General features: G+C 64.9%; 11 protein-coding genes. 9 read left to right on the plus strand and 2 right to left on the minus strand.

The genetic code is table 11. The annotated features are described in order from the left end of the window. Positions 1-524 precede the first annotated feature (524 nt). From ACODSP_RS07270 to ACODSP_RS07290, 5 genes are all read left to right on the plus strand, one after another. A complete protein-coding gene (locus tag ACODSP_RS07270; RefSeq protein ID WP_488964958.1) occupies positions 525-2,804 on the plus strand; it encodes a TonB-dependent receptor in 2,280 nt (759 codons plus the stop codon). Positions 2,805-2,819: 15 nt separating this feature from the next. Then, positions 2,820-3,590: an aspartate dehydrogenase domain-containing protein gene (locus ACODSP_RS07275; RefSeq protein ID WP_488964959.1), complete on the plus strand. Its 771-nt coding sequence runs from the start codon at positions 2,820-2,822 to the stop codon at positions 3,588-3,590. After that, on the plus strand, positions 3,590-4,480 hold the full coding sequence (locus ACODSP_RS07280) for a bile acid:sodium symporter family protein (RefSeq protein WP_488964960.1): 891 nt from the start codon (positions 3,590-3,592) through the stop codon (positions 4,478-4,480). Before ACODSP_RS07275 ends, ACODSP_RS07280 begins: the two co-directional genes overlap by 1 nt. Then, positions 4,477-6,207 carry an LVIVD repeat-containing protein gene (locus ACODSP_RS07285; RefSeq protein WP_488964961.1) on the plus strand — a complete coding sequence of 577 codons (1,731 nt, stop codon included), beginning with the start codon at positions 4,477-4,479 and terminating at the stop codon, positions 6,205-6,207. The genes ACODSP_RS07280 and ACODSP_RS07285 overlap by 4 nt, the downstream gene beginning before the upstream one ends. Before the next feature lie 84 nt (positions 6,208-6,291). Further along, positions 6,292-7,596, plus strand: coding sequence for an MFS transporter (locus tag ACODSP_RS07290; protein WP_488964962.1), 1,305 nt, complete (start codon positions 6,292-6,294; stop codon positions 7,594-7,596). Here the strand turns inward: ACODSP_RS07290 and ACODSP_RS07295 are convergent, their stop codons facing one another. After that, positions 7,597-8,253, minus strand: a complete 657-nt coding sequence (locus ACODSP_RS07295; protein ID WP_488964963.1) for a fumarylacetoacetate hydrolase family protein — start codon at positions 8,251-8,253, stop codon at positions 7,597-7,599. A gap of 147 nt (positions 8,254-8,400) precedes the next feature. Continuing rightward, positions 8,401-9,231 (minus strand): sulfite exporter TauE/SafE family protein, encoded by an 831-nt coding sequence (locus tag ACODSP_RS07300; RefSeq protein WP_488964964.1) that lies wholly within the window; start codon positions 9,229-9,231, stop codon positions 8,401-8,403. 381 nt (positions 9,232-9,612) lie between these two features. On the opposite strand from ACODSP_RS07300, the gene ACODSP_RS07305 reads away from it, so the two are divergent. The 4 genes from ACODSP_RS07305 (at position 9,613) to kynU (ending at position 13,133) form a co-directional block, all read left to right on the plus strand. Further along, positions 9,613-10,419: an aspartate dehydrogenase gene (locus ACODSP_RS07305; protein ID WP_488964965.1), complete on the plus strand. Its 807-nt coding sequence runs from the start codon at positions 9,613-9,615 to the stop codon at positions 10,417-10,419. 19 nt (positions 10,420-10,438) lie between these two features. Then, a complete protein-coding gene (locus ACODSP_RS07310; RefSeq protein ID WP_488964966.1) occupies positions 10,439-10,876 on the plus strand; it encodes a VOC family protein in 438 nt (145 codons plus the stop codon). Positions 10,877-10,997: 121 nt separating this feature from the next. Then, positions 10,998-11,885 (plus strand): dihydrodipicolinate synthase family protein, encoded by an 888-nt coding sequence (locus tag ACODSP_RS07315; protein WP_488964967.1) that lies wholly within the window; start codon positions 10,998-11,000, stop codon positions 11,883-11,885. Between the two features lie 12 nt (positions 11,886-11,897). Then, positions 11,898-13,133, plus strand: coding sequence for a kynureninase (gene kynU, locus ACODSP_RS07320; protein WP_488964968.1), 1,236 nt, complete (start codon positions 11,898-11,900; stop codon positions 13,131-13,133). Positions 13,134-13,256 lie beyond the last annotated feature (123 nt).

Consider the following 13,256-nt stretch of genomic DNA (forward strand, 5'->3'; position numbering starts at 1 on the left):
CGCTGAGCGCAGTGGATATCGATGCGTGCCGGCCCGCCCGATCCCCTACCATTTCGCACTGTACCGGCGCTGCCTGCGCCCGCAGACGCGGGAGGATAGGGATGGGCGGTGGCATTAACGGGGCGGACAGGGCCGCTTACCATTCCGGCCCCGTTATAACAATCCCGGCATAACACGCAGCCTCTTCAGTATATTACTGTTATGCTCCCCCTTCCTATGATGGATGCACATGGAGGAGCAGACCGCGACGTGAAGAAAATTCGTCGATCCCTGGGCGGAAGGGCCGGAACCGCGAGGTTTACCGGCAGCAAGCACACCATGGTGCGCAGTTGAAAACACTGCCCGCCGGGAGCGGCATGATGCACAACATTCGAGACCGCCTCCAGGGACTGTCCCTCGGGCCGGACCGATCATACCTGCACCTGATCCCCGCCCAACGGGTGAGGCGGGGTACGCGGTCCTTCGGTCCCAACGGACCGGCCCTCCATGCGGATAAAAACCGAATGGAACAGGGGGTCTCGAACATGACCAAGTCTCAACTGACGCTGCGCGCCGTGCTTCTGGCCGGTGCCGCCCTTGCCACCGCCATGCCGGCGCTGTCGCAGGAACTGATGCTGGAAGAGATCGTGGTGACGGCGCGCAAGCGGGCAGAGAGCCTGCAGGATGCCGCCGTCTCCGTCAGCGCTTTCACTGCCGAAGGGCTGCAACGTGCCGGGATCGGCGATGTGCTGGAGGTGGTGAACCGCGTGCCCGGCTTCACCATGAATGCCGACAACGCAACTGAGCCGAACATCTTCATGCGCGGCATCGGCACCGACATTGAAAGTGCGGCCAGCAGCCCCGCTGTCGGCTTCTTCCTGGACGATGTCTATCTGTCACGCGCCCAGGGCACCAATCTGGAGCTGTTTGATTTCGAACGGATCGAGGTGGTGCGCGGACCGCAGGGCACGCTCTATGGCAAGAATGTCGTGGGCGGCGCCGTCAACTTCATCACCAAACAGCCGACCGAGGATCAGGGTACGGTGGCCGAGGTTTCCGTCGGCAATTACAGCTTCCTGCAATTCCGGGGTGCCACCGGCGGCGCGCTCGCCGACAATCTCTACGGTCGCATCGCTTTTTCGGCGCGGGGCCGCGACGGCTTTGCCTATAATACCTTCACCAAGAATGATGTGGAGGACCTGTCCTCCATGGGCGTGAAGGGCGCGCTGCGCCTTGTCGCGTCGGAACAGCTGGAAGTGACGGCATCGGCCGATTTCTCCCGCCGACGCAGCGATGGGCGCTGGATCGACATGGTGATCCCGTCGGCCCACAATGTGCCGTTCAAGAACCCCGACCCGCGCAAGGGCCCCAACAATACTGACGGGCGGCAGCATTCTGACGTGGGCGGCGGCAGCATCAAGGCGGTCTGGAGCCTGGAAAACGGCTCCATCACCTCGCTGACCGGCTATCGCGACGCGGCGTTCGAGGACAAGAACAACGATGCCGGGTCCTATCTGGACATGGACAAGTTGCTGCGCGATGCCAATGGCCGCATCCAGTTCGGCAAGATCGACCGGTCGAAGTTCAATGATGATTTCTACATCAATGCCAAGACTGAGGATGTGAAGACCTTCAGTCAGGAGTTCCGCTACAGCTCCGATTTTGACGGTCCGTTCAATGTCATGGCCGGCCTGTTCTATATGGGTGAGGATATCGACCGTAATGAAGATGCCGATTACATCTTCGTCGATTACTTCGCCCAAGGGCGGGAGACGGCCCGCACCACCGCCAAGGGCGACACATGGTCAGCCTTCGTCGAAGGCACCTGGGCCGTGACCGATACGCTGAAAGCCATCGGCGGCGTCCGTTATACCAAGGATATCAAGAAGTTCACGGTTGCCCGCGCCGCCTTCGGTGACTTCCTGGGTCAGGATTTCGAGGATGCGCAGGGTCGGCCCACCACTTCCTTCACGGCGGGTGACAAGCACACCTGGTCGGCCTGGACGCCCAGCGCCACCCTGCAATGGAAGACCAGCGATGATGTCATGCTTTATGCCACCGTCGCCAAGGGCTTTAAGAGCGGCGGCTGGAACGGGGAGAATGCCAACAACCCGACCGAAGCCGCCGTTCCCTATGATCCCGAATTTGCCTGGAACTATGAAACGGGCATCAAGTCGCAATGGCTGAACAACCGGCTGCGCCTGAACCTGACCGGCTTCATCGCCGATTATAAGGACCTGCAGACGCAGCAATATGTGATCTTCAGCAGCTCCCTGCCGCCCGACAATGTCATCGCCAATGCCGGCAAGGCACGGGTGAAGGGTCTGGAACTGGAATTGCTGGCGGTCCCGGTGGAGGGGCTGACCCTGTCAGGTTCCTATGCCCTGATGGATGGCAAGATCACGGGCGATCTGATCAGCACGGCGCTGCGCTATGATCCGTCCTGCTTCTGTTCCAAGCCGGTGCCCACCAACCTGAAGGGCAACAAGCTGCGCCGCACGCCCAAGAATTCCCTTTCGGCAGGCGCGCAGTATGAGTTCCCGGTGAATGACAAGGTCAATGGCCTGATCCGCGCGGATTACAGCTGGACCGACGGTTACTTCTTCGAGAACGAGAACAGCGACCGCACCTGGAACCCCTCCTATGGCCTGATCGATGCCGGTGTCGGCGTCGTGGCCGATGACGGGGCCTGGGAACTGATGCTGTGGGGCAAGAACCTGACGGACAAGCTGTATACGGCGGGCAAGACCGACGTCATCGGCTCCGTCCTGGCCTCCTACGCCCCGCCGCGCACCTATGGCGTTACGCTGAAAGTGAAGTTCTAAGCCAACGGAGGCCACATGGCACGGGTCGGGATCATCGGGTTCGGGTTTGTGGGCAGCGGGCTTTACCGTTGGCTGACCGGACAGCCCGACCGGTATCAGGTGGCCTTCGTTCATGCCCGTGCCCCGGATAGGCTGGGCGATGTGCCGGCGGAATTGCGGCTGACGGACCTGTCCGCCGCCCCGCCCGCCGATCTGGTGGTGGAGGCGGCACATCCCGCCATCACGGCACAGTTCGGCGCCAGCCTTCTGTCGCGGTCGGATTACATGCCCCTGTCTGTGTCGGCCCTGGCCGATGATGAGTTGCGGGCAAGGCTGCTGGCCGTCGCGTCGGCCTATGGTCACCGGCTGCTGATCCCGCACGGGGCCATGGTCGGTGTCGACAGCCTGTTCGAATGGCGGCGACAATGGCGCGACGTCACCATCACCTTCCGCAAGCCGCCGGCCAGCATCGAACCCGTGGCGGGTGCGGTGGCGGCGGGCGGAGAGCAGATCCTGTTCGACGGGCCGGTGCGGGAGATTGCCCGGCGCTTTCCCCGCAATGTCAACGCCATGGTCACCTGCGCCCTGGCCACCGTGGGCCTGGACCGCTGTCGTGGGCGCATGATCTCCGACCCTGCGGCCACGCAGCTGATGCTGCAACTGGAAGCTATCGGCAGTGACGGGTCGCGCCTGTTCATCGAACGGCAGCAGCCGGCGGCCGGCGTTTCGGGCAGCGAGATGTTCGCCTCCCTCTGCCGGTCCGTCGAACTGGCCCTGCGCCCCAAACAGGCGATGGAGTTCGTGTGATGATCCCGTTCGGTTTCTTCACGGGCATCGCCTTTCCGGCCACCGTCTTCATCATCATGGTGGGAATGGGGCTGGCCCTGACGGGGGCGGATTTCCGCCTGCTGGGCCGGGCGCCAAGGGCGGTGCTGGTGGGCCTGTCGGCGCAGTTGATCCTGCTGCCGCTGCTGGCCCTGGCGCTGGCCAGCCTGCTGCCCGTCGATCCGCTGGTGAAGGCGGGGCTGGTACTGATGGCGGCGGCACCCGGTGGGGTGACATCGAACGCCATCACACTGGCGGCGCGCGCCGATGTGGCGCTGGCCGTGGCCCTGACTGCCCTGTCCAGCCTGCTGGTCTGCATCACCCTGCCATTCTGGTCGGGACTGGCGCTGGACCTGTTCCTGGCGCGCGACGGGCGCATGCGTCTGTCGCCGCTGGAGGCGGGCCTGTCCCTGGCGCTGGCGACCGTCCTGCCGGTGATGATCGGCATGGCGGTGCGGGGCTTCTGGCCCACCCTGGCCCTGGCCGTGCTGGCCCGGTTTCGCATGGTGGCGGTGGGCCTGATCCTGTTCATGTGCCTGACAACGACATTCTACAACCTGCATCACTTCACCGACCTGACCGTGGTGATGGAGAATGTGGGGGCGGCGGCGGCCCTGATGCTGACCGCCATGGTAGGGGCGGCACTCTATGCCCGGTTCTGGCGGTTGGGGGTTCAACAGCGGCTGACCATCACGATTGAGGTCGGCGTGCACAACATTGCGGTGGCCCTTCTGGCTGCCTTCACCCTGTTGGGAGACCCCACGGTGGCGCGGCTGCCACTGGCCTATGGTCTTCTGATGATCATCATGCCCTGGTTCTTCGTGGTGGCCGCGCGCCGCCGGATGAAGACCGACAAGGAGAGTGCGTCATGAAATCCGCCTTCCGCCTGTCCACCCTGTGCGCGGCCCTGGCCCTGATGACCGGTGCGGCGCTGGCCAGTGATGAACCGGCCAAGATCGATATCCGCGATCCGATTATCCAGCGCTGGTACGACATCACGCCCGACAAGATGCCGCCCATGCCAGCCCCCGGCACCTGGGGCATGGATGCCAAGACGGGCAGGTTCGTGCATCCCAAGGCGACGGAGGCCGTGCATGGCGCGCCCAGCTTCGACGGACAGCTGAAATACTGGGACCAGAAGGATTACGCGCTGAACATGAAGGTGGAGGCGTTCTACCCGCTCTCCGCCTCGCCCTATCATGAATGGCAGAATATCGTCGATTTTGGCGACCGCCGGATCATGTATGTCTATAACCGCCGGCACCTGAAGGTGTTCGACATCACCGATCCGCGTGATGCCAAACTGCTGGCCACCAAGGGGTCGGACTGGGGCAAGGATGGGCCGTCCCCGGAAAAGGACCCGTTCCCCGCCGGTGACGGTATCGGTGCGTCGTCGATCCAGTGGAACGCGGCGCTCAATAAATATGTGATGGTGCAGTCTTTCGAGGTGTCGCGCATCGGCATCCTGGAGGATAAGCGCAGCCAGCCCGATAAGGTGGATGCCATCCGGCATGCGGGCCATCTGAAGGGCTTCAAGGTCTATGCCATGAACGGCCCGCTGCCCGAGCAGTGGGAACTGATCGCCACCCGCACCACCGATGTCGCCCATCCCGCCGCCCCCATCGGGCGGCAGCAGGGTTCGGGGTCGCTGGATGTGCCGGCCTGGTATGGCGGCAAATACATGTTCCTGGCGACCGCCCCCGACGACACCTACGCGCTGGCCGAGTATAAGGATTATCTCTACAGCCCCGGTTATCAGGCCTGGGACATGTCGAACCCGGCCAATCCGAAATGGCTGTCCAACTTCGCCGCCCCCGGTCAGATCATCGGCGATGCCGCGCATGAAGCGGCCTATCTGAAGAACCCGCGCGCCGGTAACCGCACCTCCTGGATGGGTGCCCGCATGCCCCTGTTCATCCCGAAGCCGGTGGAAAAGGGCGGCAAGGTGGCGTTTGCCGCCATGGCGGGGCTGGGGCTCTACACGCTGGATATTTCCGACCCGGCCAACATGAAGATCATCGGCCATCTGGACCTTCCGCCCAGCTTTGCCGGGACGGAAGCCGACAATGTCAATCTCAGCCAGTATGAGAAGACGGGTGTCATCTTCCTCAACGGCTATCCCATGAATGATGAGTGTTTTGAGCCGTACAAGGACATCTTCGCCATCGATGTCCGCGACCTGAAACACCCCAAGATCATCTCCACCTTCCCGCGCCCGACCCCACCCAAGGAGGCGGCCTTTACCGATTTCTGTCAGCGGCGCGGCAGCTTCGGGCCCAAGCGGCCGGGTTATCATACCCAGCCGGGCCAGGGGCGCGAGGGGGTGGCCATCTATGCCTTCTATAATGCCGGCATCCAGATTTTCGATGTGAAGGACCCGGCGAAGCCCGCCATCGCCGGCTATTACGTGCCACGCTTCCCCAAGGATGATGAGATCTTTGAAAGCGTGAAGGGCAATCTGGCCTTCGGTACCTATATTGAATATGACCGCAACATCATCTGGATGTTCACCAACCATGGCATCTATGCCTTGTCCAGCCCGCTGCTGGGTCCGGTGAAGTCCGGCGTGCCGGCGACGCCCTGGCCGCCGCGGGATTAGTCTCTCAGCCCTTGCACCCTCACCCTCCCAGGCCTTCGAAGGCCTGGGAGGGTGAGGGAACCACCCCCGACATAAAGAGCCCCCATGATCCGCGATCTCGATGAGGCGCTGGAAACGCTGCCCTTTGGCCGTTTGCGGACGCTGGTCCTGCTACTGGTGACCGCCATCATCGTGCTGGATGGGTTCGATATCCAACTGGCTGCCCTGGCAGCGCCGGCCATGCTGGCCGAATGGGGCCTGGACCGGGCTGCCTTCGGGCCGGTGCTGGCCGCGTCGCTGGCGGGGATGGCGGCGGGTACGGCATTGGGCGGCAGCATCGGCGACAGGATCGGGCGACGCCCGGCCTTGATCGGGGCGGTGCTGTTCTTAGCTTCCATGACGGCCTTGTCCGCCCTGGCCAGTGGTCCCGTCATGCTGGGCCTGCTGCGGCTGGCAACCGGCCTGGGCCTGGGCGCGGCGGTGCCCAATGCCACCGCGCTGGTAGCGGAATGGATGCCCCGGCGTTGGCGTTCCTATGCCGTCATGCTGGTGATCGTGGCGGTGCCCGTTGGCGGCATGCTGGGGGCTGCCCTTTGCGCCTGGATGATCCCGGCCTTCGGCTGGCGCGTCTGTTTCATTCTGGGCGGGGTGGCACCGGCGCTGCTGGCCCTGATCATGATCATAACGCTACCGGAATCACCGCAATTTCTTGCCGCGCGCGATAAGGGTGCGGACCATCTTCGGCGGCTGATGAACAGGTTGGCCGGCAATGATCATTTTGATAGTGAAATAATATTCCGCACCTCCGTTCCCGCCGCTGGAAAGGGTGGGGTGGCAGAGCTGCTGTCGGCCCCGCTGCGCGTCACCACCTGGCATCTCTGGGCCGGCTTCTTTGCCGCCATGCTGGCGCTTTATGGCTGCCTGAACTGGTTGCCGGTGCTGCTGTCCGGTCTGGGGCTGCCCATGGATCAGGCGGTGCGCGGGTCGATGTGGTTCAATCTGGGCGGCGTGGGCGGGGCGGTTATGGGCGCCTGGGCCGGTGGGCGATTTGGTACGGCCCGGTGCCTCTCCGCCTTGTGCCTGATGGGGGCTGGCATCCTGGCCCTTGCCGGCATCGCCCTGGCGCTTGGTCCTGTTCCTGGCACAATGGCGGCCATGGTGCCGGTCTTGCTGTCCGGTGGTGCCATTCTGGGGGTGCAGGTGGGGCTGTATGGTCTGGCCGCTGCGCGATACCCGACAAGCTGTCGGGCCGCCGGCATCGGCTGGGCCGCCACGTTGGGACGTGGCGGCGCCGTGTTCAGCGCCTTGGCTGGCGGCTGGGTCCTGGCACAGCCGTCAGGCGCCGCCCTGTGGTTGGCGGTCCTGACGCTGGCGCTGCTGTTCTGCTGGCGCGCGGTCAGGACCGTGTGATCAGGCCACTGTCACCGACAGGGTGCCAATCCCCGCCACCGTGCCATCCAGCCGGTCGCCGCGCTGGATCGGCCCCACGCCGGCGGGCGTGCCAGTGAAGATCAGGTCGCCCGGCAGCAATGTGATGAAGCGCGACAGTTCGGCAATAATCTCCGGTACGGTCCAGATCATCTCCGCCAGGTCCCCCTCCTGCCGCACCACGCCATTCACCGACAGGGCGATGCGGCCCGCATCCACGCTGGGCACCGCAGCGGCGGGGACCAGGGCAGAGACGGGGGCGGCATGGTCAAAGACCTTGCCCATGTCCCACGGCTTACCGGCCTTCTTGGCCTCCCCCTGCAAATCCCGGCGCGTCAGGTCCAGCCCGACGCCATAGCCGTACACGGACCCGCCCTCACCCAGGGCCACCACCAACTCAATCTCATGATGCAGGTCGCTGGTCTGCGGCGGATAGGGCATTGTGCCGCCACCGGGCAGGACGGCGCTGGCCGGCTTCATGAAGAAAAACGGCGGCTCGCGGTCGCTAGCCCCCATCTCGCGGGCATGGGCGGCATAATTGCGCCCGACACAGAACAGGCGGCCCACAGGGAACAAGGCATCGCTGCCCACGATGGGCAGGGTGACGGGGGCGGGCGGGGTGATGGCGTAAACGGACATGGGGATGGGTTCCAGTTTCTGGAGTTATACCCGGTGATGATGCGTGGAACGCATCATCACCGGGTTGGCGCGTTGAGCGCCCGTGCCCACATGGGCACGCAAGCCAAGCCGCCGGATGGCGGCGCCCGGCGTTTGAGGGCGAAAGACTTAAAACAAAACCGTGATGGCACGGTAAAGCATCCGCGCCCCCACGATCAGCAGGAAACAGCCAAACGCGACGGACAATTGCCGCTTGCTCAGGCTGTGCGCCAGCTTCGCCCCCCAGGGGGCGGCCAGCATGGTGGCGGGCGCGATCAGGGCCAGGCCGATCAGGTTGACATAGCCAAGGCTGCCTGCCGGCAGATCCGCCCGGCCCCAACCGGTCAGGACATAGCCGATGGTGCCCGGAATGCCGATAACCAGCCCGAACAGGCTAGCCGTGCCCACCGCGCGGTGGATCGGATAGTTGAACAGGGTCAGCACAGGCACCGTCAGGGTGCCGCCACCAATGCCCATCATGCTGGAAAAGGCGCCGATGGCAGCCGGCATTGCCTGCGCCGCCGGCCCCTTGGGCAGCGGACGGTTCAGGGTGAAGGCACCGGCGGGCAGCAGCATCTTCACCGCCACCACCAGGGCGATGGTGCCGAAAATGGCCGCCAGAACCCCGCCCTTGGCATATCCGGCGATGGCGGTGCCGATGGCAGCGCCCATGAACACCGCCGGCCCCCAGGACCGGGTCAGATCCAGGTCGACGGCCCCTTTGCGATGATGGCTGCGGCTGGATGAAATGGCCGTCGGGATGATGGTGGCCAGCGAGGTTGCCACCGCCACATGCAGGCGCACCGCCGGGTCCACGCCGACCAGCCCCAGCACGACGTCCAGTACCGGCACAATGATGATGCCGCCACCTACCCCCAGCAGCCCCGCCAGCACCCCACCGGCTAACCCGGTCAGCAGCATCAGGGCGGAAAGTTCGGCGATCTCAATCCAGGGGGGCATGATGGCTCCGTCAGGCAGGGGATTTTCCCCACCATCGGCAATCCCGGTATGGTGATCAAAGACCAAGGCGGCTGAATGATATGGCGGTTTTGGCATATCGGGGGCGCTCCCTCACCCTCCCAAACGCTGACGCGTTCGGGCCCCTCCCTCTCCCTGCCAAGCGGGCGTGGGGCACAATTCAGTGGAGCAGCCAAGTTCCGCCCCTCGCCCACGAAGGTGGGAGAGGGAGGGGCCCGGTGGCGCCAGCCAACGGGAGGGTGAGGGCGACCCAGCCCGCCCCGCTATATCGCTTCCCCCATATCACGCGGTGAAATCGGTATTTTCCCGGCATAGCGGACGGGCCTAGCCTGGGGTCAATTCAGCCAAGCAGGAAAGCGCATCATGGTTTTGCGGGTCGGGATCGCCGGATATGGCACCATCGGGGCGGCTGTGGGCCGGGCGCTGGATGCCGGGATGCAGGGGTTGACCCTGACGGCGGTGACTAGCGGCGATGCCGCCAAGGCGCGGGCCCGCATGGGCGGCCTGAAGGCCCAGGTGCCCGTTGTCGATGCCGCGACGCTGGCAGAGCTGTGCGATGTCATCGTCGAATGCGCGCCCACGGCGGCCTTTGCCGATATCGCCCTGCCGGCCCTGGCGCGTGGTCGTACTCTGGTCACGGTCAGCGGTGCGGCCCTGCTGCAACGCCCGGACATTATCGACGCGGCGGGTGCCCATGGTGGGCGCATCATCCTGGCCACCGGTGCGCTGCTGGGCTTTGACGCGGTGCGGGCGGCGGCGGAAGGGACCATCCATTCCGTCACCATGGTAACGCGCAAGCCCCCGACCTCGCTGACCAAGGCCAAGGAAGTGGTGGAACGCGGGCTGGACCTGTTGTCCCTGACCGAACCGTTGAAGCTGTTCGATGGATCGGCACGGGAGGGGGCGGCGCGGTTCCCGGCCAATGTCAATGTCGCCGCCGCCCTGGGTCTGGCCGGCATCGGGCCGGATCGCACGCAGTTGCAGATTTGGGCAGACCCGACGGTCACCCGCAATTGCCACCGCATCGTGGTGGATGCCGACAGCGCCCGCCTGACGCTTGAGATCGAGAATGTGCCGACGGTGGAAAACCCCGGCACGGGCCGCATCACGGCCCTTTCCCTTGTCGCTGCCGTGCGGGGCCTGACATCGGCCTTCCGCGTCGGCTCCTGACCCTAGAGAAGGAACCACCATGGTCATTCCCTTGAAGCATATCGCCATTTCCACCCAGGACCCGGAGGCGTCGCGCGATTTCTTCGCCAATGTCATGGGCTGGACTGTTGCGGGCCGCGTCGACAGCCGTAATGCCCAGGGCTATTACGTGACAGATGGCACCATCAATATCGCCCTGCTGCGGTTCAAGAACCGACCGGCCGCTGGCCTGGAATTCCCCGAAGGCTATAACGGCCTGCATCATCTGGGTTTCCAGTGCGAGGATGTGGAGGCGACTGCGGAATATATGGAAGACCAGGGCTTCCCCCCGCGCCACGACATCAACATCGCGCAGGGCCTGGGCAAGAATCCCGACAAGGACAATGCCGAATATAAGATGACCGGCCCCGCTAGTGTCATGATCGACATTTCCGAACGCGGCTGGGTGGGCACATCCAGCTACAAGCCCAAGGCGTAGGTCAGGTCGAGGGGTAAAGCCCCGAGCCCTGACATTCCCCGCGCCGTCATTCGTCAGGGCTCGCCTTCGGCTTGACCTGACCTACGGCCTTTTTCCGCAATCCATATTCCGGAGCCATATCATGGCCACCCAACCGTTCGCCCGCATTGTGCCGGCGGTCGCCACCCCCTTTTTCGCTGACGGCAAGATCGATCTGGGCCGGATGGCGGCCCATTGCCGCTGGCTTCTAGCTGAGGGCGCGGACGGGCTGCTGCTGTTCGGGTCCACGGGCGAGTCTGCGTCGCTGACCAATGCCGAGCGCATGATGGTGGTGGACAGTCTGATCGCCCAGGGTATCGAGCCGGCCCGCCTGCTGGTCGGCACCGGCTGCTGCGCGCTGGCTGATACGGTGCTGCTGTCATCGCACGCCACCGACAGCGGCTGCGCCGGTGTGCTGGTGGTGCCGCCCTTCTTCTTCAAGGGCGTGCCAGACGCCGGTGTCCGTCGCTATTTCCGCGACCTGATCGAGGGCGTGAATGATCCGCGCCTAGCGATCTATCTCTATCATTTTCCGCAGACATCGGGCGTGCCCATCACCCCGACGCTGGCCCAGGATCTGGTGCGCGCGCATGGTTCCACCATCCGGGGTTATAAGGACAGTTCCGGTGACTGGGCCAACACCCAGGCCGTGATGGAGGCCCTGCCGGGCCTGGAGATTTTCGCCGGGACCGAGGCGCGGATGGTCGATCTGATCACGCGCGGCGGGGCCGGCTGCATCAGCGCCACCGCCAACCTGCATGCAAGGTCCATCCGCGCCCTGGTCGATGCCATCGGCACCCCTGCGCAGCAGGATCGGCTGGACCGCGTGGCGGAATTCCGCAATGCCTTCACGGGCGTGCCGCTGGTGCCGGCGGTGAAGGCCGTGCTGGCGCATCTGCATAATGATCCGGAATGGTCGCGCCTGCGCGCACCGCTGATGTCGCTGGATGGCGACGCAGAAGCCGGACTGCTGCGCAAGCTGGGGCTTTGAGGGGGAACGGCCATGCTGACGCGCGCCGAGATTGAGGGGCTGGACAGGGATGACCCGCTGGCCGGGTTCCGGGATGAATTCACCCTGCCGCCGGGGGTGATCTATCTGAACGGCAACTCGCTGGGGCCAATGCCGACGCGGGCGGCTGTACGCGCGGCGGAGGCAGCAACGCAGGAATGGGGCGTCGGCCTGATCCGGTCCTGGAATAGTGCCGGCTGGTTCGCGGCGCCCTACAAGCTGGGCGACCGGCTGGCGCAACTGCTGTGCGCTGATGCAGGCGAGATGGTGGTGACCGATGCCACCGGCCTGAACCAGTTCAAGGCCGTGGCCGCCGCCTGCGCCCTGCGTCCCGGCCGCCGCGTCATTGTCATGGAAGGCAGCAACTTCCCCACCAATAATTACATGGTGCAGGGTCTGGCCGCCTTCCTGGGCCAGGGTCATGAAATCCGGTTCGTGGAAAAGGACGGCATCTTGGATGCCATCACCGACGACGTGGCCGTCGTCGCCCTGACCCATGTGCATTACAAGAGCGCCCACGTCCTGGACATGGCGGCCATCACGGCCAAGGCCCATTCCGTCGGTGCGCTAACCGTCTGGGACCTGTGCCATTCCGCCGGCGCCATTCCTGTGGACCTGAATGCGGCACAGGCCGATTTCGCGGTGGGCTGCACCTACAAATACCTGAATGGCGGCCCCGGCAGCCCGGCCTTCATCTTCGCGGCCAAGCGTCACCAGGCGGCCATGCAGCAGCCGCTATCCGGCTGGTGGGGCCATGCCGCCCCCTTCGCCTTTGACCGCGACTACCGCCCCGCCGATGGCATCGGGCGCATGCTGACGGGGACGCAAGCCATCATCTCCATGCAGGCCGCTGAACCCGGCATCGACTTGGCCGTGCGCGCCGACAAGCATCTGGCCTGGGCCAAGGCGCGCACCATGGGCGATCTGTTCATCGCCCTGGTTGAGGAAAAGCTGGGTACCGGCACGTTCCGCTTGGACAGCCCGCGCGACGGGCAGCAACGCGGCGGCCATGTCGCCCTGGCCCATCCGCAGGGCTATCCCATCATGAAGGCCCTGATCGAGGCCGGCGTGATCGGCGATTTCCGTGCGCCCGACACGCTGCGCTTCGGCTTTTCCCCGCTCTATCTGCGCTATACCGACGTGGCCGATGCCGTAGACATCCTGGCCGACATCATGGCGCGCGGGGTCTGGCGGGAGGAACGGTTTCAGGCGCGTGATGCGGTGACGTGAGGCCCAATCCGTCGCCAGCTATTTGCCTCCCCGGCGAAGGCCGGGGCCCAGGGGCCAAGCGCCCGACCGTTCCGCCGTTTCCGACCGATCTCAACTCATCCGTTCTCCCTATGGCCCCTGGGC

Source organism: Niveispirillum sp. FG156 (assembly GCF_057809555.1).

Excerpts from the sequence above, each read along its gene's own strand:
- ACODSP_RS07295 (WP_488964963.1), bottom strand. The coding sequence starts at position 8,253 with ATGTCCGTTTACGCCATCACCCCGCCCGCCCCCGTCACCCTGCCCATC.
- ACODSP_RS07300 (WP_488964964.1), bottom strand. The coding sequence starts at position 9,231 with ATGCCCCCCTGGATTGAGATCGCCGAACTTTCCGCCCTGATGCTGCTG.
- ACODSP_RS07270 (WP_488964958.1), top strand. The coding sequence starts at position 525 with ATGACCAAGTCTCAACTGACGCTGCGCGCCGTGCTTCTGGCCGGTGCC.
- ACODSP_RS07315 (WP_488964967.1), top strand. The coding sequence starts at position 10,998 with ATGGCCACCCAACCGTTCGCCCGCATTGTGCCGGCGGTCGCCACCCCC.
- kynU (WP_488964968.1), top strand. The coding sequence starts at position 11,898 with ATGCTGACGCGCGCCGAGATTGAGGGGCTGGACAGGGATGACCCGCTG.
- ACODSP_RS07310 (WP_488964966.1), top strand. The coding sequence starts at position 10,439 with ATGGTCATTCCCTTGAAGCATATCGCCATTTCCACCCAGGACCCGGAG.
- ACODSP_RS07285 (WP_488964961.1), top strand. The coding sequence starts at position 4,477 with ATGAAATCCGCCTTCCGCCTGTCCACCCTGTGCGCGGCCCTGGCCCTG.
- ACODSP_RS07280 (WP_488964960.1), top strand. The coding sequence starts at position 3,590 with ATGATCCCGTTCGGTTTCTTCACGGGCATCGCCTTTCCGGCCACCGTC.
- ACODSP_RS07275 (WP_488964959.1), top strand. The coding sequence starts at position 2,820 with ATGGCACGGGTCGGGATCATCGGGTTCGGGTTTGTGGGCAGCGGGCTT.
- ACODSP_RS07305 (WP_488964965.1), top strand. The coding sequence starts at position 9,613 with ATGGTTTTGCGGGTCGGGATCGCCGGATATGGCACCATCGGGGCGGCT.
- ACODSP_RS07290 (WP_488964962.1), top strand. The coding sequence starts at position 6,292 with ATGATCCGCGATCTCGATGAGGCGCTGGAAACGCTGCCCTTTGGCCGT.